Below are 18,474 nucleotides of genomic sequence, written 5' to 3'. Positions count from 1 at the left end.
TGAGAACAGCGGCCTTGGCAATATTCCTGGGTGATTCAACGGGTAACCGTTACGGCCTGAGCGCGTGTCAATGGCGGGCAACCGCTCCCGCCGCAGCAAGCCGCGAACAGGGTTCCATCAATGAATTGTGGAGACTGGTGCTGCCGGAGAGATTTGAACTCTCGACCTCTCCCTTACCAAGGGAGTGCTCTACCCCTGAGCTACGGCAGCAGCGCCGGAACGGAAACGCCTGATGAACGAACGGGCAGCAGGCGTCCTGAACACGAACGGGCAGCATCGCGCCCGCCCTTGTGATGCGGCGGACTTCTGCCACAATGATCGGCATTGCGCAAGCACACATTCGCATTCATTTGCTCACTTTGATAAAGGGCTGTGAAAATCGCCCCCGGGGCCGGTGCTGCGCCGCTTGCAGTGCGAGGACAGAGGGGTAGAGTTACAGACCGGTGCTCCATGGAGTTTCACTTGAGCAAAGCCAGAAAGCCAGATGCCTCATCCCCCGCCAGCAAGGGCGATGACGAGCGCAAGGAGCGCCTTGCCGCGCAGTTGCGCGCCAATCTTGCCCGCCGGAAGGCGCAAGCCCGCTCGCGCCGCCAGGGCGAAGCCGACCAGCGCCCCGACGGGCTGCGCCCGGATACGGCAGATACCGACGAATAGCCTATCCGCATGCAGCATTCCCTGCCTTGCGCCGCGCGCGGCCATGTTTTAGGACCATTTGAAACGAATATGTCTTGCAACTACTGCTTCGCGGCATCGCATCCAGCGCCTGCCGCATCAGAAGCAACCTTTACGATACGGCAAGGCAATCGGCGCATTCTGGCAAGTCGGGGACAATCCGAAAAGACGGACGACATCGGGAACTGCGCCCGGAAAGTGAGAACGGATGGATCGCATACGCATAACCGGTGGCAACGTGCTCAACGGCACGCTGCCCATCTCCGGCGCCAAGAACGCCGCCCTGCCGCTGATGATCGCGTCGCTTCTGACCGATGATACGCTGACACTCGACAACGTGCCGCACCTGGCGGATGTGGAGAGCCTGATCCGCATCCTTGGCAATCACGGTGTCGACTACTCGGTCAACGGCCGCCGCGAGAACCAGCAGAAAGGTTATTCGCGGACGATCCATTTCACCGCGCGCAGCATCGTCGATACCGTCGCGCCCTATGAGCTCGTCTCGAAGATGCGCGCAAGCTTCTGGGTCATCGGCCCGCTTCTGGCGCGCATGGGCGAGGCGCGTGTGTCGCTGCCCGGCGGCTGCGCCATCGGCACACGCCCCGTCGATCTCTTCATCGACGGCCTGCGCGCGCTGGGTGCCGAGATCGAGATCGAACAGGGCTATGTGCATGCAAAGGCCAAAAACGGCCTCATCGGCAATCGCTACGTGTTTCCGAAGGTTTCCGTCGGCGCCACGCATGTGCTGATGATGGCTGCCGCGCTCGCAAAGGGCGAGACCGTTCTGGAAAACGCGGCACGCGAGCCGGAAATCGTCAATCTGGCCGACTGCCTCAATGCCATGGGCGCGAAGATTTCCGGCGCCGGAACGGACACGATCAGGATTGACGGTGTCACGAGCCTTTCAGGCGCGCGGCACCGGGTCATCCCCGACCGGATCGAAACCGGCACCTATGCGATGGCGGTGGCGATGACAGGCGGCGACGTTATGCTGGAGGGGGCGCAGGCCGATCTTCTGGAATCAGCGCTTGGCACGCTGGAGCAGACCGGCGCCGAGATTACCCGCGCCAACACCGGCATTCGCGTGCGGCGCAATGGCGGCGGCATCAATCCCGTCGACATCACAACCCAGCCCTTTCCCGGCTTCCCCACCGACCTGCAGGCGCAGTTCATGGGGCTCATGACCATGGCCAGGGGGCGTTCGCACATTACCGAAACCATCTTCGAGAACCGGTTCATGCATGTGCAGGAGCTGGCACGCCTCGGCGCGAAGATCTCGCTTTCCGGCCAGACCGCCGTCGTGGACGGCGTGGCGCAACTGCGTGGCGCTCCGGTCATGGCGACCGATCTGCGCGCTTCGGTCTCCCTCGTCATTGCCGCGCTTGCAGCGGAAGGGCAGACGGAGGTAAACCGCGTTTATCATCTGGATCGCGGTTTCGAGCGGCTTGAAGAGAAGCTGTCCGCTTGCGGCGCTGCGGTCGAGCGTATCTCAAGCTGAATCTGACAGGCGCAGTGGTCATGGATTTTCTCAAGCTCGTAGCGCTCGACGATGTCGATCTCGGCATCCTTTCGGCGCACCTGCAGGATGCCGTCGTCAAGGTCGGCGATCTGGCTTTCGAGCCGTCGAACCGGCGCTTTGCCGTCGCCTGCAACCGGTTTGTATGGGAAAATGAGACCAGGCGCAGCTTCCTGAAAAAAACACCGCATGAACGCCGTCGCAGCATTCTTCACTTCGACCGCGTGCAGCATGTGCGCGCGGCAGGCATCGACCGCAGCCGCCCCGATGAGGTGCTGTCCCTTCTGGCACTCAATTTCATACCGTCCGAGGAGGCTCCGGCCGGTGTTGTCGAACTGATTTTCTCCGGCGGTGCCGCTTTGCGGCTCGATGTCGAGTGCATCGAGGCGCGGCTGACCGATCTCGGCGCGGCGTGGGAGACGCCGAGCCGACCAAGACACGACGTCTGACATGGCCTGTCAGGACTCCGATACGGCACGTTTGATCGATGTCGAACTCGACGAGTCCGTTGGCCGCGGCACACCGGATGTCGAACATGAGCGCGCAGTCGCCATTTTCGATCTGGTCGAAGAAAACAGTTTCAGGCCAGTCGGCGACAGCGGAGAGGGGCCCTACAAGCTGAAACTGTCGCTCGTTGAGGCCAGGCTTGTCTTCGCCATCTCGCGCGAAAATGGCGAGGCGGTGGTCACGCACATTCTCTCGCTCACCCCGTTTCGCCGCATTGTGAAAGACTATTTTCTGATCTGCGAAAGCTATTACGATGCCATTCGCAGTGCCACGCCCAGCAAGATCGAAGCGATCGACATGGGGCGACGCGGCCTGCACAATGAGGGATCGCAAACGCTGATGGACCGCCTGAAGGACAAGATCGACGTGGATTTCGACACCGCGCGGCGGCTTTTCACGCTGGTTTGCGTGCTGCATTGGCGGGGCTGATACGCGTCATGGGTGCCGCCTCCAGGGGTGCCGCCTCCAGGGGTGCCGCCCCGGTGGGAGTGCGGCCATGAGCGCCGGTGCGACAGGCAAACCGCCGGCGCCGCAGTCGGTGCTGTTTCTGTGCGGCATGAATGCCATTCGCTCGCCCATGGCCGAGGCCCTGGCACGCCAGATATTGCCATCCCGCGTCTTTCTGGCCTCTGCGGGACTGCGCGCCGGGGAGCGCGATCCCTTTGTGGATGCGGTGCTGGATGAAAAGGGGCTTTCGCTCGGAGAGCGCCAGCCGCAATCCATCGAAGAGCTGGCCGACACGAATTTCGATCTCATCATCACCCTGTCGCCGGAGGCGCATCACCGCGCACTCGACATGACCCGGACAATCGCGGCCGATGTCGAATACTGGCCGACAATGGACCCCACCGTGGTCAGCGGCACACGCGACCAGATCATCGCCGCATACCGCGATGTGCGCGACCGGCTGGCCGCTTCCATTGCGCAGCGCTTTGAAACATGAAACAAAACCGACACAAATTGGCGTTTACCGGGGTTTGGCTTGTTCACAAAGAGTGATGAATGAGCTAGGTTCCGCGCCAAATTCCGGTCGTCGGCCGGGAAAATCTTTAAAACCGAAGGTAACGGATGCCAAAGGAAGAAGTCCTGGAGTTTCCAGGCGTGGTCACCGAACTGCTGCCCAACGCGATGTTTCGCGTCAAACTGGAAAACGAACACGAGATCATTGCCCACACGGCCGGGCGTATGCGCAAGAACCGCATTCGCGTCCTGACGGGTGACAAGGTGCTCGTCGAAATGACGCCCTACGACCTGACCAAGGGTCGCATCACCTACCGCTTCAAATAGAAGCTGTCGCGGTCGGTGATATAGCGATGAGCGCACTGCAGAAACTCGTGCTGGCTTCCGGCTCACCCCGCCGCGTCGAGCTCCTGCAGCAGGCCGGCCTCGAACCTGATCGCCTTGCCCCTGCAAACATCGATGAAACGCCGCTCAAAAGCGAACACCCGCGTTCGCTTGCCAAGCGCCTGGCGCTCGGCAAGGCCGAGAAAGCGCATGAACGCCTGAAGCAGGATGGCGAGGCAGAGGGCTGCTACCTCCTGGCTGCCGACACGGTCGTCGCTGTCGGGCGTCGCATTCTGCCCAAGGCCGAGATGGTGGACGAGGCCTCCAACTGCCTTCAACTCCTGTCCGGACGCACCCACCGGGTCTATACCGGGCTTTGCCTCATCACCCCATCGGGCAAGCTTCGCCAGCGCCTTGTCGAATCGCGCGTGCGTTTCAAGCGTCTTTCGCACGAAGAGCTCGAAAGCTACCTGGCATCCGGCGAATGGCGCGGCAAGGCCGGCGGATATGCCATTCAGGGCCTGGCCGGAACCTTTGTGGTCAAGCTTGTCGGCTCCTATTCCAATGTGGTGGGCCTGCCACTCTACGAGACTGTCAATCTGCTGGTGGCCGATGGCTACAAGGTCCATTTCAACTGGCTCTCCGGCGCCGGAGCGCATTGAAATGGATCAGAACCAGCCCGAAAAGGTCACGCCGCTGCGCCCCAAGCGCCCCTGCCCCGAATGCGGCAAGCCCTCGCAGCGTGCGTTTTATCCATTCTGCTCGAAACGCTGCAAGGATGTGGACCTCAATCGCTGGCTATCGGGCAGCTATGCGATCCCCGGTCGCTCGATAGACGAAGAAGACGGCGACCCGGCCTGAACTCTCTTTCCGGAACGGACCATAAAAAAGCCCGGTCCAGAGGACCGGGCAATGTGCAGGCTGCCGGGGGGAAACCGGCCTTGCGGGAGTCAGGCCTGCATTGGGAAACTTTGAGCTGTCAGGGCTTCGGGTCGGTTCCGCCGTGGAGCGCTGTCATTCGCGTGCGTTCATAAGCGATTTCCTGCAGCGCCTGCGTTGCAAGCTTTCGCGGGTTGCGCAACGCCACCATGTCCACATCGCTGCGTGTCAGGCCGATATCGGCAAGTTGCCAGTCGGACATCTCGGAGAGATGTCGCATTGCCGTTCGTACCTTCCAGTAACGCGTTGCCCTGGCCAGAAGCGATGCCGTAATCGCGCGCACCACGCCGGCCGGCTGCGCGACAGCGGTCATAGCGAAGGTCTGGGTTTCGGCGCGGGTCATCGTTCTGATCCTTTGTGTCTTGAACGAAAAAGTGGTGAGCGGGCTTCCCGATGAAATCGAAAGGCCCGCCCCATGAACAGGCACATGGTGTCAAAGCCTTATTGATTAGTCGAACGAATGTTTCTAATCTCTATCATCAACATCAATGATAGGTGTCGCCATGGCCGCCCCGCTCGATCTCGATCAGCTATCCACATTCATCGCGATTGCCGACACGGGCAGCTTCACCCGGGCCGCCGAGGAGGTGCATCGCACCCAGTCCGCCGTTTCGATGCAGATGCGCCGGCTCGAAGAGCGCATCGGCAAGGCGCTTTTCCAGAAGGACGGTAGGACCAACCGGCTGACGGAAGAAGGCGAACGGCTTCTGACCTATGCGCGCCGCATGCTGCGGCTTAACCGCGAAACACTCGCAGCGTTCGACGATGCGAGCCTCGAAGGGCACATCCGCATCGGCACGCCGGACGACTATGCCGACCGTTTCCTGCCGGAGATCATGGCGCGTTTCTCGCGCTCCAATCCACGTGTCGAACTTTCAGTGGCCTGCGAACCCACCACCAATCTTGTGGAGCACATCCGGCGCGGTAATCTCGATCTCGCTCTGGTGACCCACGACGATTCCAAGGGCGGATCGGAGCCGGTCCGCCGCGAACCCGTGCTCTGGGTGAGCTCGGCAAACCACACGGTTCACGAGCGCGAAGTGCTGCCCATGGCGTTCGGACGCCCCAACTGCCTGTGGCGACGTACCGCCTGTGCGGCTCTGGAGGAGGACGGCCGGCAGTATCGTGTTCTCTTCACCAGTTTTTCGGCCACGGTCATCGCAACGGCCGTTCTTTCCGGTCTGGCCGTCTCGGTTCTGCCGGAATGCGCGTTGCGGCCCGGCATGCGCGTTCTGGGCGAGGCCGATGGTTTCAAGCCGCTGCCCGATTGCCATATCGGTCTGATGCGCGGCCATACCGGCCAGGTGGAAATCATCGATGCGCTCGCGCGGCATATCAGCGAAAGCCTCGACAACCTCTCCGTCCCGGCTTTCATCGAAGAAACCGGCAGTTTCGACTTCCAGAGCGCCTTTCTCAATCCGCGTAGCAAACGGCTGCGCCCCGGCCACGTGATGAATGGCTGGTAGGGTCAGGACCTATTAATATGGTCGCAATGGTCGGCCTGATTTGTGCGGATACGCGAAGCAGGACCGCAGGAAGACTTCACGTCTTTCAAGGTCTTGCGACAAAGTAGGCCGTGCAAATCAGGCCGATCCGAAGGACGCTCGATAGACCGGCGATCTGCCGCGTCAAACCCCTTGACCGGGGGGAAGACCCCGCTCTGCGGGCTTCTCCTTGCATCTCTTGGTCTATCGAACGCCATTGTGATCATATTAATAGGTCCTGACCCTGGGGAACCATGTGGATGGAATTTCCCCACGGGCTTGACCCTGCCTGCGCGGCCCGTCTCAATCACGTGCCATGAACACATCCCGCCAAGCCGATTCGCAGAGCAATGTCGCGGAGTTTTCCGTCAGCGAGATTTCCGGTGCCCTGAAGCGCACCGTGGAAGACGCATTCGGCCATGTGCGCGTGCGCGGCGAAGTCTCCGGCTATCGCGGTCCGCATTCCTCCGGCCACGCCTATTTCGCCCTCAAGGACGACCGTGCGCGGCTTGAAGCCGTGATCTGGCGCGGCGTCTTCTCCAAGCTCAAATTCCTTCCGCAGGAAGGGCTGGAGATTATTGCCACCGGAAAGCTGACCACCTATCCGGGCTCGTCCAAATATCAGATCGTGATCGACAGCGTCGAGCCGGCCGGTGCCGGCGCGCTCATGGCGCTTCTGGAAGAGCGCAAGAAGAAGCTTGCCGCCGAGGGGCTGTTCGACGACAGCCGCAAGAAGCCCCTACCCTTCATGCCGCGCGTCATCGGCGTGGTGACCTCGCCCACCGGGGCTGTCATCCGCGATATCATCCACCGGATTTCCGACCGCTTTCCCGCGCACGTCATGGTCTGGCCCGTACGCGTGCAGGGGGAGACCACCGGTGATGAAGTTTCCAACGCCGTGGCCGGCTTCAATGCACTGCCCGAGGAAGGCCCCCTGCCCCGGCCGGACCTCCTGATCGTCGCGCGCGGTGGCGGCAGCCTGGAGGATCTCTGGGGCTTTAACGACGAAGCCGTGGTGCGTGCGGTCGCAGCCTCCGACATCCCGGTGATTTCCGCTGTCGGCCACGAGACGGACTGGACGCTGATCGACCTCGTCGCCGATCGGCGCGCACCCACGCCCACGGGTGCTGCGGAAATGGCGGTGCCAGTCAGGGCCGAGCTTGAAGCCTCCCTCGCCCGGCTTTCCGCGCGTCTCAAGGGCGCGATTTCACGCGAGGGCGACCGCAAACGGCAGGCGCTGCGCGCGCTTTCACGCGCCCTGCCCTCTCCCGATCAGCTTCTTGCCCTGCCGCGCCGCCGCTTCGATGAAGCCGCAGGCCGGCTTGGCCGCGCGCTCTCGGCAGCAACACAGCGCAAGCGCATCGCATTCAACAGCCTGCGCCTTTCGCCCGCGACGCTTGAACGCCGCCTCATCGAGGTGCGCCGCCGCACGGCTGCCTCCGGCGAGCGGCTGCCGGGCGTGTTTCTTGCCCTCGTGCGCGCCCAGCGCACGCGGTTCGACCGCGATGCGGCACGCGTTTCCCCCATGGCGCTCAACCAGCGCATTGCCCATTGGCGCGACCGCCTTGCCCAGGCGCGGCGCCGGGCGGACACGCAGGTCGACATGCTGTTGAAGCAGGGGCATGCAAGTGCGGAGCAGGCCATGCGGCTCGCCAGATCGCTTTCGCATGAAGGCGTTCTGGAACGGGGATTTGCGCTTGTACGCGGTCCCGACGACCTGCCGTTGAAGCGTGCCGTGGACATCCAGCCCGGCCTTGAACTACAGATTCAGTTTGCCGACGGCGTTGCCCGCGCGGTGGCTGCCAGCGATGGCCGCAAGGCCGTAGCGGCCACGAAGAAGAGCAAACCGCCGAATGACGGACCGAAGGGTCAGGGAAGTCTGTTTTAAGGCACCGGCCCGAAAAGCGAAAACCGGTCTCGGATTATCCCGATGCTCCATCAACAATTTGGATCGTCCTTTGTGCGTTCTGACGCGGCGCGGCGATCTGGCTTCAGATCAGCGGGAGTGGGACGAATGCCAGTCATCCTTTACCGCATCGAAACCTTGAACCTGTAGCGTTCCGACGGAATGAGGATGGTGTGATGACGACAGCGCTGCTGGTTTCCGGCGTTTTGCAGAATTTGGGGATCGCCGCAGTCGCTGCACTGTTTTACGACATCGTCCTGCGCAGCTGCCCGACGCCAAGCGCGCGGCATACGCTGGTTGCACTTGTCTTCGCCGCCGGTGCCGTCGGCTCGATGACGCTCCCAGTGGAGGTTGCACCCGGCATCATCTTCGATTTGCGCAACGCTTTCGTCATTCTTGCCATGAGCTTCGGAGGGTGGCTCGCCGTCGGCGCCACCACGCTTGCCGCTTTCGCCTACAGGCTCTGGCTGGGCGGTGCCGGAGCGCTCCCCGGTGGTGTCGGCATAGTGATGTGTGCTGCTGCCGGCATTGTTTTCGCTCTCCATTTCAAAGGCCGGCGCACCGGGCTTTTCGCATTCGCCGTGCTCGGTGTTTTCTGCGCCGCTTCGCTCGTCTCGATGTTTCTGTTGCCCTTTGAAACAGCCGTGGCCATCTTGATGAAAGTGGGTCCGGTGATGCTCGTCATGAACATTCTGGGCACCATGATTGTCGGCGGCATTGTTGATCGGCAGAAGCGTCAGTTTGAGCGCGAGAACACGCTAACGCGGGAAGCCTCCACCGATTCTCTGACGCGTCTCGCAAACCGGCGCGCCTTCGACATGCGCGGCCCCGACCTGATGGAAGCGGCAAGCCAGCGCGGCGATGCCTGTGCACTGATGCTGATCGACATCGATCATTTCAAACAGATCAACGATGCGCACGGGCACGATGTCGGCGACAAGGTTCTGCAGCATCTGGCCGTTCTCGTCCGCTCCAATGTGCGAAAGACCGACCTCGTGGCCCGCTATGGCGGCGAGGAGATCGCGCTCGTTCTTCCCTCGCATGATGCAAAACGCGCCTTCGGCCTCGGCGAGCGCCTTCGCAAGGCCGTTGCCGGCACGCCCTATCGCCACGAAGGCACGCTGGAGATCAATCTGAGCGTAAGCATCGGTCTCTACGCCAGCGACGGCGTCGAAGATGTCGAACCTTTTGCGACTGCTTTCAAACGCGCAGACATGGCGCTCTACCGTGCCAAGGAAGCAGGCCGGAATCGCGTCGAGATCGCGCTCGCCGCGTAATTCGCTCTCTGGTCAGCGGTCAATCCGTCTCCACCGCTGAAGCAGTTCCGCCTCCATCCCCTTGAAGCAGAAATACAGGGTTACGATCAGAAACCCCTTGGTGAGGATGGAAAGGAACTGCAAAAGCCCTCCATCGACGATGCCCATCAGGCCGTGGGTGGCGATGAATTCCAGATTCGCCATGGCGATGTTGATCAACTGAAAAGACAGGAACGCGGTGGCGAAGGCGCAGAACGCCATGACCAGAAACAGAAACAGCCAATGGTAACGCGACAGTCGAAACAGGTCTTTCATCGGCCTTACCAAATCTCCCCCGGCTTCACTTCAGATCGTCGCTCCCGCGACAGCGGGTGAGATTATACCCGCTCCCGGCGCCTTTCGCACTCGGGTGAACCCGGCTGGCGGTGCGGCAATGACGCTGTCAAAACCGGCGCGCGCGCCGCCCCTTCAATGCCCACTATGAAGCGGCCTACAGGCGCCGTCGCACCACACCGTAGATCAACAGGCTTCCGCCGATGATTGACGTGGGCTCCCATGCGGTCGTGTCGATCGCAATCATGGCGCCGCCTCCGACAAGTTCGAGTGCATCGTGGACCAGTTTGCTGCGATCTTCAGGCGTCGCCTGGATCGCTTCCCTTCTGGCCCGTTCGGCATAGCCGCAGCAAATGTCTCGCGCATTGTGGAATAGGCGATCGAGGTTCTCGGCCTCGGCAATCCAGTTCTCGGCCTCGCCGGTTCCCACAACAACATCCTGAAGCGCAGTCAGCAACCGGACCGCGACCCGTTCGTCCATCTGGGATTGTACGAGAAGCGCGCGCTCGCGCTGTGCAAATCTTTCGAAGAAGCCGCGGAAATCCTCAAGCCATCCCGGTGCATCGGTGTCGACCGTGTCGCGCAGGGCGATGACTTCCTCGAGATCCCTTGCGTAATCCGGATCGGCAAGCACCTCGGAGAAGGTCCGGCAACCGATTTCCAGGATCTCGGCCAGTTCCTCGTTTGAGATGGGCCGGTCAGGCGGCGGGAAACTCAGCCACATCCGGTTTGTCGCCATCACCCAAAATTTCTCGTCGACCAGAACGCCCATATCATCCTCCCGTCCGCAGGCATGCCGACAGTCTGGGAGAACGATCACCGATCGGCAAATGATAAAAAGGCGTAGGTTGCCGATGGCCGGACCGGCCCAGGACCCGCCAGCCGCGCCTTTTGGACAGTCCCGAATCGCATCAAGACTCGGCCTGCCGCTCCCGCACAGCCGGGCGTGGCAGCGTCATCAACGATGAAGAAAATCGGAGCGCCCAGCGCCCGAACAAGCCTGCGCGGCGATGAACGATGTAATCGGAATGGATCTTGGGGGAAATGGTACGGTTGGGTGGATTCGAACCACCGACCTCAGGAGCCACAATCCTGCGCTCTAACCAACTGAGCTACAACCGCACACGACCGGTGACCGGCAGCCGCGTCAATACGGGCAAATGATCGCTTTTTCAAGCCAAAAGAACAAAAGAAAAAAGACCGGGGGGAGGATCCCGGTCTTTTTCACAAGGGACCGAAGGGAGGAGGTTTCGGCCCCACTCGGCAGCGACGGGAGGAAGAGTGCGCTGCCGGACTTTTCTAAGCGCTAAACGCCTCAGGCGACGCGCAGTTCCTTGACGGTCTTCTCGAAGACGTCCTTCATCGGCTTGGCCACGGTTTCGGCCGACTTCTGCGAGGCAGCCTGAAAATCCTTGATCTGGTCCACAGCCACTTCCATACGCTTGCGCATGAAGTTGCTCTGCATCTCGATCAGCTCGGCGAAGGAGCGGGCGCCGGCCAGAGCCTCAAGATGGGCCAGGTTGGCTTCGGTGCCCTCGCGCAGCGCGGCAATCGACTTCGAGGTGAACTCGTTGCCAGCCGATTTCGCATTCTCAAAGGTCGCCTCAAGAGCCTTCTGGGTCTCTTCGGCATTCACCTTCATGCGGGCATAAACTTCTTTCGTCTGCTCGGCGCTCTTTTCGGCGAAAGCGCGGAACTGCTCGCTCGCCTGCGTCGCGTCAAACGTCGGGAACTCGACGGTCCCGTTGTCCTTCTGCGTGGTCTTGGTCATATCCGCGGTCCTTTGGTTCTCGTTCATGGCGGTTCTCCGTTGGGTTGACACCCGCCCGACAATTCATGGTGGCTATATAGCACCGCTTATTGTGCATTGCAACATCATTGTTGCGATGCAGCATTTTGCCCGTCTGCAGTTAACCAATCAGCGAGAATTCGTGCCCGCGCGCCATTGGCATTTGTGGACCTCGCCGCCACATGCTTTTATTAATAAGGTGTTAACGTCGTTGTCGGGATGCCGCGTTCTGCGGTTGAGGATGGCAGCCCGATGCTGTTTGAACCGTTGCGGTTGTCGCGCCCTGCGAATCTTCGGCCGACCCGCGTGAAGAAAAATTGTCTGGCTCGTTTGAATGGCGTCTGTTTCATATTCCTTCGTTGACATTGCGGTTCTGGATCAGGTGCGCGAGCGCTTTGCCGCCGGCGACGCACTGCTCATCCTCACCACGGCGCTCGACACGGTGATCTGGGCAAACGGCCCCGGGGCGGCAATGATCGGCCATCGCAACATCGACGAGGCGATCGGCGCCGAAAGCGGCCTGTCCATGACGACCCGGCGTCAGATCTCCGCCACCCCCGGCTTTCCGAGAATTTCCAGCGAACGCACCGTCGCCACGCGCCTTGGGCGTGGGCTCAGATCGCCCATTGTCAATCTGAGCGCATCCACAGTCGTTTTGCCCGGTGGCGAAGAGGCTATTCTTCTCGCGCGCAAGGCGGTTTCGACCCGCATGCGCGAGGACAGTTTCCGCGCCACCGCTGCCGTTGAGGGCTTCGACGCCGCAGACCAGTTCGCCGCCCTTGTGGATGAACATGGCTTCGTTGCCGCTGCCTCAGGCAGTTTCCAGGCGCTCGGCATAGAGCGCGAAACGCTGCGCGCCCTGGTCGGCGAAGTGCGCTATGAGGAAGACCGGCTGGTCAAGCGCATGGTGGAAGGCGGCGGGCGCCGCCGGCCCGCCGCTTTTGCCAGGCTGACTGACGATCCCGCCTGGCATCTGCTTGTCGTCGTTGACGAGCAGAACGCACCGCTTCAGCAGGATGAGCCTCAGCCTCCGCAGCCGGTTCTAGCCGCCGGGGACACCACGCCGCCACCGACTGTTTCGGCTCCGGAAGAACCGGCCGGCACACCGGCACCGGTCGATGGCCCGCCGCCGGTCGAGAGCAACAGCGACGATGAAACTGCGCCGGAAGGCCCGCAGGTCATTATGGATGGCGCCCCTGCCGGTCCGATCAAAGACGAAACGGAAAGCGCACCTTCGGCTCCGGTGGAGCGCCCGCGAGGAACGGTCCGTTTTGCCTGGCGCACGGACGCGGAAGGCCGCTTTACTGCGCTGTCGGACGCCTTTGCCGAGGCGGTTGGCCCGGCGGCGGCCGATGTGATGGGCCGGCGTTTCCGCGATGTCTCAAACGCGTTCGGGCTCGATCCCGAAGGGCGCATTTCGGCATTGCTCGAGCGCCGCGACACCTGGTCCGGCAGGACCGTCATGTGGCCACTGGAAGGCACGGATCTCAAAATTCCGGTCGATCTGGCCGCCCTGCCCATCTATGGCCGCGGCCGCATCTTCGAAGGGTTTCACGGGTTCGGTCTGGCGCGCATGAACGACGCGGTGACAGACCCGGAGGGCATCGGCCTCGTGCTGACTCCTGGCGCTCCCCTGCCGACACGCGACATGCCGGCGGACCCGACCACGGAATCTGCAGACGAAGAGGCCACGGAGCCGCTGCCGCTCGATGATCATCGACCGGCCGGGGACCTTTCCGAACCGGCACCGGAATCCGCCGCTGATGCTGAACACGAGCCGGTCAAGATCATCCGTCTCGCCGAACATCGCGCTGCACCGGCCACGGAAGGCGGGCTGTCGCCGACGGAGACGACGGCTTTCCGGGAGATCGGTGAGCGCCTGCGCCAGGAAAACCGGCAGGAACAGGAACCCGAAAATCTCGATGCTTCGCCCGACACCGTTTCACCCGATACAGGCGATACGGAACCGAACACCACACCGAACGCACCCGGCGAGGCTTCCGGCGTTGTAAAGGCAGGGGAAGAAGTGCCGGCGGCCTCAAAAAGCGAGGAACCGGTCAAGGATGACGCGCAGGCAAAGCCTGCCGGGGATCGTTCCGAGGATGCGCCCGCCCCACGGGCGTCGTCTTCGGCGATCGTTCCTTCGGCGTTCTACACCATGCCTGCCGATAGTGACGAGAACAGCCCCGGCCTCCTGGCCGGCCTGCCGCTGCCCATCGTGATCCATGCTGGAGACACACTCCACTACGCCAACAGGGCCTTTTTCGATCTGACCGGCTACGCGGACTTGAAAGCGCTTGAGGCAAGCGGCGGTCTCGATGTGCTTTTCCCGGAAAGCTACGAGGTTTCGCAGGCCCCTGCCGACGCGCAGGCTCTGAAAATCAGGACCGCTCAGGGCGGCGAGCTCGATGTGCACGCGCATCTTCAGTCTGTTCCCTGGCGCGATGGAAAGGCTTTGCTTCTTGCGCTGCAACCCATCGAAACCGGGACGGAAGCCGTTGCCGCGATCGCGGGAACAGGCGCAGCCGATGCGCAAGCCGAAGCGGTGAGCGATGCCGAGCTGGACGCCCAGACCGCCGAGCTGCAGATGCATCTGGCCGAGATGCGGGCCATCGTCGACACGGCGACGGATGGCGTGGTGGTCATCGACAATGACGGCAATGTCCGCTCGACCAATCGGCCGGCGGAAGCGCTTTTCGGTTTCGACGATCAGGATGTAACCGGCAAACCCTTCACCGCACTCTTCGCCATCGAAAGCCAGGGAGCGGTGAGGACGCATCTGGAAAGCCTTTCCGACAATGGCGTTGCCAGCGTCCTCAATGACGGTCTGGAAGTGATCGGGCGCGAGGCCCAGGGGCGGTTCATCCCGCTCTTCATGACCATGGGGCGCCTGCCACACAGCAGCGGCTTCTGCGCTGTCCTGCGCGACGTTACGCAATGGAAACGCGCTGCGGAGGAGCTGACCCAGGCGCGCGCCGAGGCCGAGCGCGCCTCCTCGCAGAAGTCGGAGTTTCTGGCGCGTGTCAGCCACGAGGTGCGGACACCGCTCAACGCGATCATCGGCTTTTCCGAGCTGATGCTCGATGAAAAGTTCGGCCCCATCGGCAATGACCGCTACCGCGACTACCTGCAGGACATCAACCGTTCGGGCAATCATGTGCTCGACCTCGTCAACGATCTGCTGGACATTTCCAAGATCGAAGCCGGCGAGCAGGAGATGCACTATGAGGCGGTGTCGCTCAACGATGTGCTCGGCGAAACCGTGGCCATGATGCAGCCGCAGGCCAATCGAGAGCGCGTCATCATCCGTTCGAGCTTCGCCTCGAACCTGCCGGATGTGGTCGCCGACCCGCGCAGCGTTCGCCAGATCGCGCTCAACCTTCTGTCCAATGCGGTGCGTTACACGCCCGCCGGCGGCCAGGTGATCATCTCGACAGCCTATAGTTCTGACGGGTCGGTCATCATGCGCGTGCGCGACACCGGCATCGGCATGAACCCGGCAGAAATCGAGGAAGCGCTAAAGCCTTTCAAGCAAATCAACAGCTTGAAGCGCAAACGTGGTGACGGGACCGGCCTTGGCCTGCCGCTGACCCGCGCCATGGTGGAAGCCAATCGTGCCGCCTTTGCCATCAACTCGGTGCCCGGCGAAGGCACGCTTGTCGAGGTTTCGTTTCCGCCGACACGCGTGCTTGCCGACTGAGCAGCCGGCCAGGCCACGGCCAGAAAAGATGACATTCGTAGTTTAGAATATTTCTAAACTAATGATATTGTTCGCATTTTTCTTGACGATCGGTGTTTTTTCCGCGAGATACAGCCGCACTGCGGAGCAAGAGCTGCGCATTCCCTGGGACCTTGAATCCCAAAGGTTTGGAGACACCAATGCTGACAAACAAACTGATCGCTGCCCGCGCCGGTCTTGCCGCGCTTGCCGCCGCGGGAACGCTTGCCACCACCCTGCCTGCGGCCCAGGCCGAGGGAACGGTGAACATCTATTCCTACCGCCAGCCCTTCCTCATCCAGCCGCTGCTCGACGCCTTCACCGAGAAGACGGGTATCGAGACCGAAGTCCTGTTCCTCGACAAGGGCCTTGAGGACCGCATCGCGGCGGAAGGCTCCAATTCGCCGGCAGACGTCATCCTTACGGTCGACATCGGCCGCCTGATGAACGCCAAGGAGAAGGGCATCACCCAGACCGTCGAAGACGAGACGGTGAATTCCGAAATTCCCTCCGAGTTCCGCGATCCGGAAGGCCACTGGTTCGGCGTCACCACGCGCGGCCGTGTTGTCTATGCCTCCAAAGAGCGCGTCGAGCAGGACACGATCACTTATGAAGAGCTCGCCGATCCCAAGTGGAAGGGCAAGATCTGCATGCGCAGCGGCCAGCACAATTACAACATCGCCCTGTTCGCCTCCATGATCGCCCATCACGGCGAGGAGAAGGCCGAAGAGTGGATGAAGGGCCTCAAGGCCAATCTCGCTCGCAAGCCAAGCGGCAACGACCGCGCGCAGGCACAGGCCATCTATGCCGGCGAATGCGATCTGGGCATCGGCAACACCTATTATGTCGGCCTCATGATCAACAATGAGAAAGAGCCGGAGCAGAAGGACTGGGCCGCTTCGATGAAGGTCCTGTTCCCCAATTCCGAGGATCGCGGCACCCATGTCAATATTTCCGGCATGGCTATGGCGAAGCACGCGCCGAACCGTGACAACGCGCTCGAGCTGATGCGCTTCCTGGGCAGCTCCGAGGCCCAGTCGATCTATGCCGAGACCAATTACGAGTATCCGGTTCTTCCCGGCGCCACGGTTTCGGAAACCGTGCAGTCCTTCGGCAAGATCAAGCCGGACAGCCTGCCGCTTGCCGAGATCGCGAAGAACCGCAAGGCGGCCTCCGAAATGGTCGACCGTGTCGGTCTCGATGACGGCCCGGCGAGCTGATCCATCTTTAACACGTAAGAGCCGGGTCCTTTGCGGGGCCCGGCTTTTTGCATTTGCGGGGACACCCGCAAACGTATCGCACCTGTTGCCATGACCCTCCAGCCAGCGCCGACAGCACCTCTTCGTGAACACCGTTTTCCCCGCGTTCGGGGAGAGCGCCACGGTGCCGCGCGGCTTGGCAGTCTCATAATCGCGCTGACGGTCCTTCTTCCCATCGCCACGATCCTGTTCGTTGCTCTCTCCGGCACGGGCGAAGCCTGGCCGCATCTGTTGCGCTACGTGCTGCCGCAGTCGCTCGGCACCACATTTGTCCTGCTCGGCCTCGTAGCTATTGGTACGGCAACCATCGGGGTCGGATCCGCCTGGCTGGTGGTCGGCTACGAGTTTCCGCTGCGCCGGCTCCTCTCATGGGCTCTGGTGCTGCCGCTCGCCGTGCCCACCTATCTGGCCGCTTATGCCTTTGGCGAATTCTTCCACTATGTCGGCCCCTTGCAGACCGCGTTCCGTGCCGTCTTTGGTTTCGAAAGCGCGCGCGACTACTGGTTTCCCGACATCCGCTCCACCTGGGGCGCCGCCCTCGTGGTGACGTCCGTCACCTTCCCCTATGTCTATCTCACGGCTCGCGTCGTCTTTCTCATGCAGGGGCGCAACATCGCCGATGTGGCGCGCACGCTGGGCGCGCGGCCGGCGCGCGTCTTCTTCCGCATTCTTCTGCCCGTCGCCCGCCCGGCCATTGTCGCAGGCCTGGCGCTGGTGATGATGGAAACGCTTAACGACATCGGCGCGGTGGAATATCTCGGCGTTCGCACGCTCACGCTGTCGGTCTATTCCACCTGGCTCAATCGCGGGAGCCTCGAAGGGGCGGCACAGATCGCTTCCGTGATGCTGGTGATCGTGTTCCTGCTTCTAACAGCCGAGCAATGGGCGCGCCGCAAACAGCGCTTTCACAGCGCACGCGGCACCCAGATGCATGTACGCCCACCCCGTCTGCCGCTCCCGGGCTTCAAAGGCATTCTCGCAACCGGCGCCCTCATCCTGCCCATCCTGTCGGGCTTCGGCGTTCCGCTTTTCGTCTTTGGCCGCTATGTCTCGAAGCGGCTCTACCAGTTTGCGGACCCGCAGGTTCTGCAGGCATTCCTGACCAGTGTCACAGTGGCCAGCATCACCGCCATCGCGACCGTTGTCATCGCCCTTCTGCTTCTCAATGCCATGCGCCTCTCGCGCTCGCCCTACACCATGGCGCTGGTGCGGCTTGCCTCGATCGGATATGCCCTGCCCGGCACGATCCTCGGCCTCGGCCTGCTTCTCTCGCTCGCCGCCATCGACAACACGGTCGACAACGCTGCGCGCAGCTATGGCGGTTTTTCCACCGGGCTTCTCCTGACCGGCACAGCGGCATCCATTGTCATCGCCTGCACGATCCGCTTTCTCGCACTGGCTGAAAGCGCGGTCCGCTCGGGTCTGGAAAAACTGCCTCCCAATCTGGATCAGGCCGCCCGTAGCCTCGGCAAGACGGCAAACCAGAGCGCCCTGACCATTCTCCTGCCGCTTCTGAAGCCCGCTATCCTGACGGCGGCCATCCTCGTCTTTGTGGACACGGTGAAGGAACTTTCTGCGACCATTCTCCTGCGCCCCTTCGGCTTCCGCACGCTCGCCACGCATGTTTATGAAAACGCGTCCCGCGGCGTGGTGGAGGATGGCGCCGTCGCTGCGCTCCTCATCATCGCCACGGCCATCGTGCCGGTGATCCTGCTGTCACGCCCCCTGATGCGCGACCACAACACCTGACACTCCCTTCCGAAGGCTTACGCATCCCTGCGCCGTGCACGCGTGGACGCACCGACAGTTCG

Annotated in this window: 18 protein-coding genes and 2 tRNA genes; 14 read left to right on the top strand and 6 right to left on the bottom strand. The window is 62.1% G+C overall.

Annotated features, from left to right (window positions below; genetic code table 11):
- Positions 1-135: 135 nt before the first annotated feature.
- A tRNA-Thr gene (locus KUG85_RS08365) sits at positions 136-210 on the bottom strand.
- Between the two features lie 240 nt (positions 211-450).
- Between KUG85_RS08365 and KUG85_RS08360 the strand changes: the two genes are divergently transcribed.
- The 8 genes from KUG85_RS08360 (at position 451) to yacG (ending at position 4,840) form a co-directional block, all read left to right on the top strand.
- Positions 451-654 (top strand): hypothetical protein, encoded by a 204-nt coding sequence (locus tag KUG85_RS08360; RefSeq protein ID WP_065816390.1) that lies wholly within the window; start codon positions 451-453, stop codon positions 652-654.
- Between the two features lie 226 nt (positions 655-880).
- Positions 881-2,170 (top strand): UDP-N-acetylglucosamine 1-carboxyvinyltransferase, encoded by a 1,290-nt coding sequence (gene murA, locus KUG85_RS08355; protein WP_223004845.1) that lies wholly within the window; start codon positions 881-883, stop codon positions 2,168-2,170.
- Positions 2,171-2,190: 20 nt separating this feature from the next.
- Entirely contained in the window at positions 2,191-2,637 is a 447-nt protein-coding gene (locus KUG85_RS08350) for a DUF2948 family protein (protein ID WP_223004844.1), read from the top strand.
- Position 2,638: 1 nt separating this feature from the next.
- Entirely contained in the window at positions 2,639-3,124 is a 486-nt protein-coding gene (locus KUG85_RS08345; protein WP_223004843.1) for a UPF0262 family protein, read from the top strand.
- 67 nt (positions 3,125-3,191) lie between these two features.
- Positions 3,192-3,638 (top strand): arsenate-mycothiol transferase ArsC, encoded by a 447-nt coding sequence (locus tag KUG85_RS08340; RefSeq protein WP_065816393.1) that lies wholly within the window; start codon positions 3,192-3,194, stop codon positions 3,636-3,638.
- Between the two features lie 125 nt (positions 3,639-3,763).
- Positions 3,764-3,982 carry a translation initiation factor IF-1 gene (gene infA / locus KUG85_RS08335; protein ID WP_006200926.1) on the top strand — a complete coding sequence of 73 codons (219 nt, stop codon included), beginning with the start codon at positions 3,764-3,766 and terminating at the stop codon, positions 3,980-3,982.
- A 26-nt stretch (positions 3,983-4,008) separates the two neighbouring features.
- Complete coding sequence (locus KUG85_RS08330; protein WP_065816394.1) at positions 4,009-4,641, top strand: Maf-like protein; 633 nt, start codon at positions 4,009-4,011, stop codon at positions 4,639-4,641.
- Between the two features lies 1 nt (position 4,642).
- Positions 4,643-4,840, top strand: coding sequence for a DNA gyrase inhibitor YacG (yacG, locus tag KUG85_RS08325; RefSeq protein ID WP_007008982.1), 198 nt, complete (start codon positions 4,643-4,645; stop codon positions 4,838-4,840).
- 118 nt (positions 4,841-4,958) lie between these two features.
- Here the strand turns inward: yacG and KUG85_RS08320 are convergent, their stop codons facing one another.
- The gene (locus tag KUG85_RS08320; RefSeq protein WP_223004842.1) at positions 4,959-5,261 is read right to left on the bottom strand and encodes a DUF1127 domain-containing protein; all 303 of its coding nucleotides are present in this window, start codon (positions 5,259-5,261) and stop codon (positions 4,959-4,961) included.
- Between the two features lie 160 nt (positions 5,262-5,421).
- On the opposite strand from KUG85_RS08320, the gene KUG85_RS08315 reads away from it, so the two are divergent.
- The 3 genes from KUG85_RS08315 to KUG85_RS08305 all read left to right on the top strand — a co-directional run bounded on the left by KUG85_RS08315 (position 5,422) and on the right by KUG85_RS08305 (position 9,585).
- The gene (locus tag KUG85_RS08315) at positions 5,422-6,384 is read left to right on the top strand and encodes a LysR substrate-binding domain-containing protein (RefSeq protein ID WP_223005233.1); all 963 of its coding nucleotides are present in this window, start codon (positions 5,422-5,424) and stop codon (positions 6,382-6,384) included.
- Between the two features lie 334 nt (positions 6,385-6,718).
- Positions 6,719-8,290, top strand: coding sequence for an exodeoxyribonuclease VII large subunit (gene xseA / locus KUG85_RS08310; protein ID WP_223004841.1), 1,572 nt, complete (start codon positions 6,719-6,721; stop codon positions 8,288-8,290).
- A gap of 194 nt (positions 8,291-8,484) precedes the next feature.
- Complete coding sequence (locus KUG85_RS08305) at positions 8,485-9,585, top strand: diguanylate cyclase (protein ID WP_223004840.1); 1,101 nt, start codon at positions 8,485-8,487, stop codon at positions 9,583-9,585.
- A gap of 12 nt (positions 9,586-9,597) precedes the next feature.
- On the opposite strand, the gene KUG85_RS08300 is transcribed toward KUG85_RS08305, so the two are convergent.
- From KUG85_RS08300 to KUG85_RS08285, 4 genes are all read right to left on the bottom strand, one after another.
- Entirely contained in the window at positions 9,598-9,879 is a 282-nt protein-coding gene (locus KUG85_RS08300; protein ID WP_065816397.1) for a hypothetical protein, read from the bottom strand.
- 175 nt (positions 9,880-10,054) lie between these two features.
- Positions 10,055-10,669, bottom strand: coding sequence for a hypothetical protein (locus tag KUG85_RS08295; RefSeq protein WP_223004839.1), 615 nt, complete (start codon positions 10,667-10,669; stop codon positions 10,055-10,057).
- Between the two features lie 273 nt (positions 10,670-10,942).
- Positions 10,943-11,019, bottom strand: a tRNA-His gene (locus KUG85_RS08290).
- A gap of 193 nt (positions 11,020-11,212) precedes the next feature.
- The gene (locus KUG85_RS08285; RefSeq protein WP_065816557.1) at positions 11,213-11,668 is read right to left on the bottom strand and encodes a phasin; all 456 of its coding nucleotides are present in this window, start codon (positions 11,666-11,668) and stop codon (positions 11,213-11,215) included.
- A gap of 352 nt (positions 11,669-12,020) precedes the next feature.
- Here KUG85_RS08285 and KUG85_RS08280 point away from each other — a divergent pair, with 352 nt between their 5' ends.
- From KUG85_RS08280 to KUG85_RS08270, 3 genes are all read left to right on the top strand, one after another.
- Positions 12,021-15,386: a PAS domain S-box protein gene (locus KUG85_RS08280; protein WP_223004838.1), complete on the top strand. Its 3,366-nt coding sequence runs from the start codon at positions 12,021-12,023 to the stop codon at positions 15,384-15,386.
- Between the two features lie 179 nt (positions 15,387-15,565).
- Positions 15,566-16,624 carry a Fe(3+) ABC transporter substrate-binding protein gene (locus KUG85_RS08275; RefSeq protein WP_407673651.1) on the top strand — a complete coding sequence of 353 codons (1,059 nt, stop codon included), beginning with the start codon at positions 15,566-15,568 and terminating at the stop codon, positions 16,622-16,624.
- Positions 16,625-16,714: 90 nt separating this feature from the next.
- Complete coding sequence (locus KUG85_RS08270) at positions 16,715-18,412, top strand: ABC transporter permease (RefSeq protein ID WP_255606310.1); 1,698 nt, start codon at positions 16,715-16,717, stop codon at positions 18,410-18,412.
- Positions 18,413-18,474 lie beyond the last annotated feature (62 nt).

Origin of the sequence: Nitratireductor rhodophyticola (assembly GCF_019891355.1) — a bacterium.
GTDB lineage: Bacteria > Pseudomonadota > Alphaproteobacteria > Rhizobiales > Rhizobiaceae > Nitratireductor > Nitratireductor rhodophyticola.
This window is presented reverse-complemented; position numbering and strand designations above follow the sequence as displayed.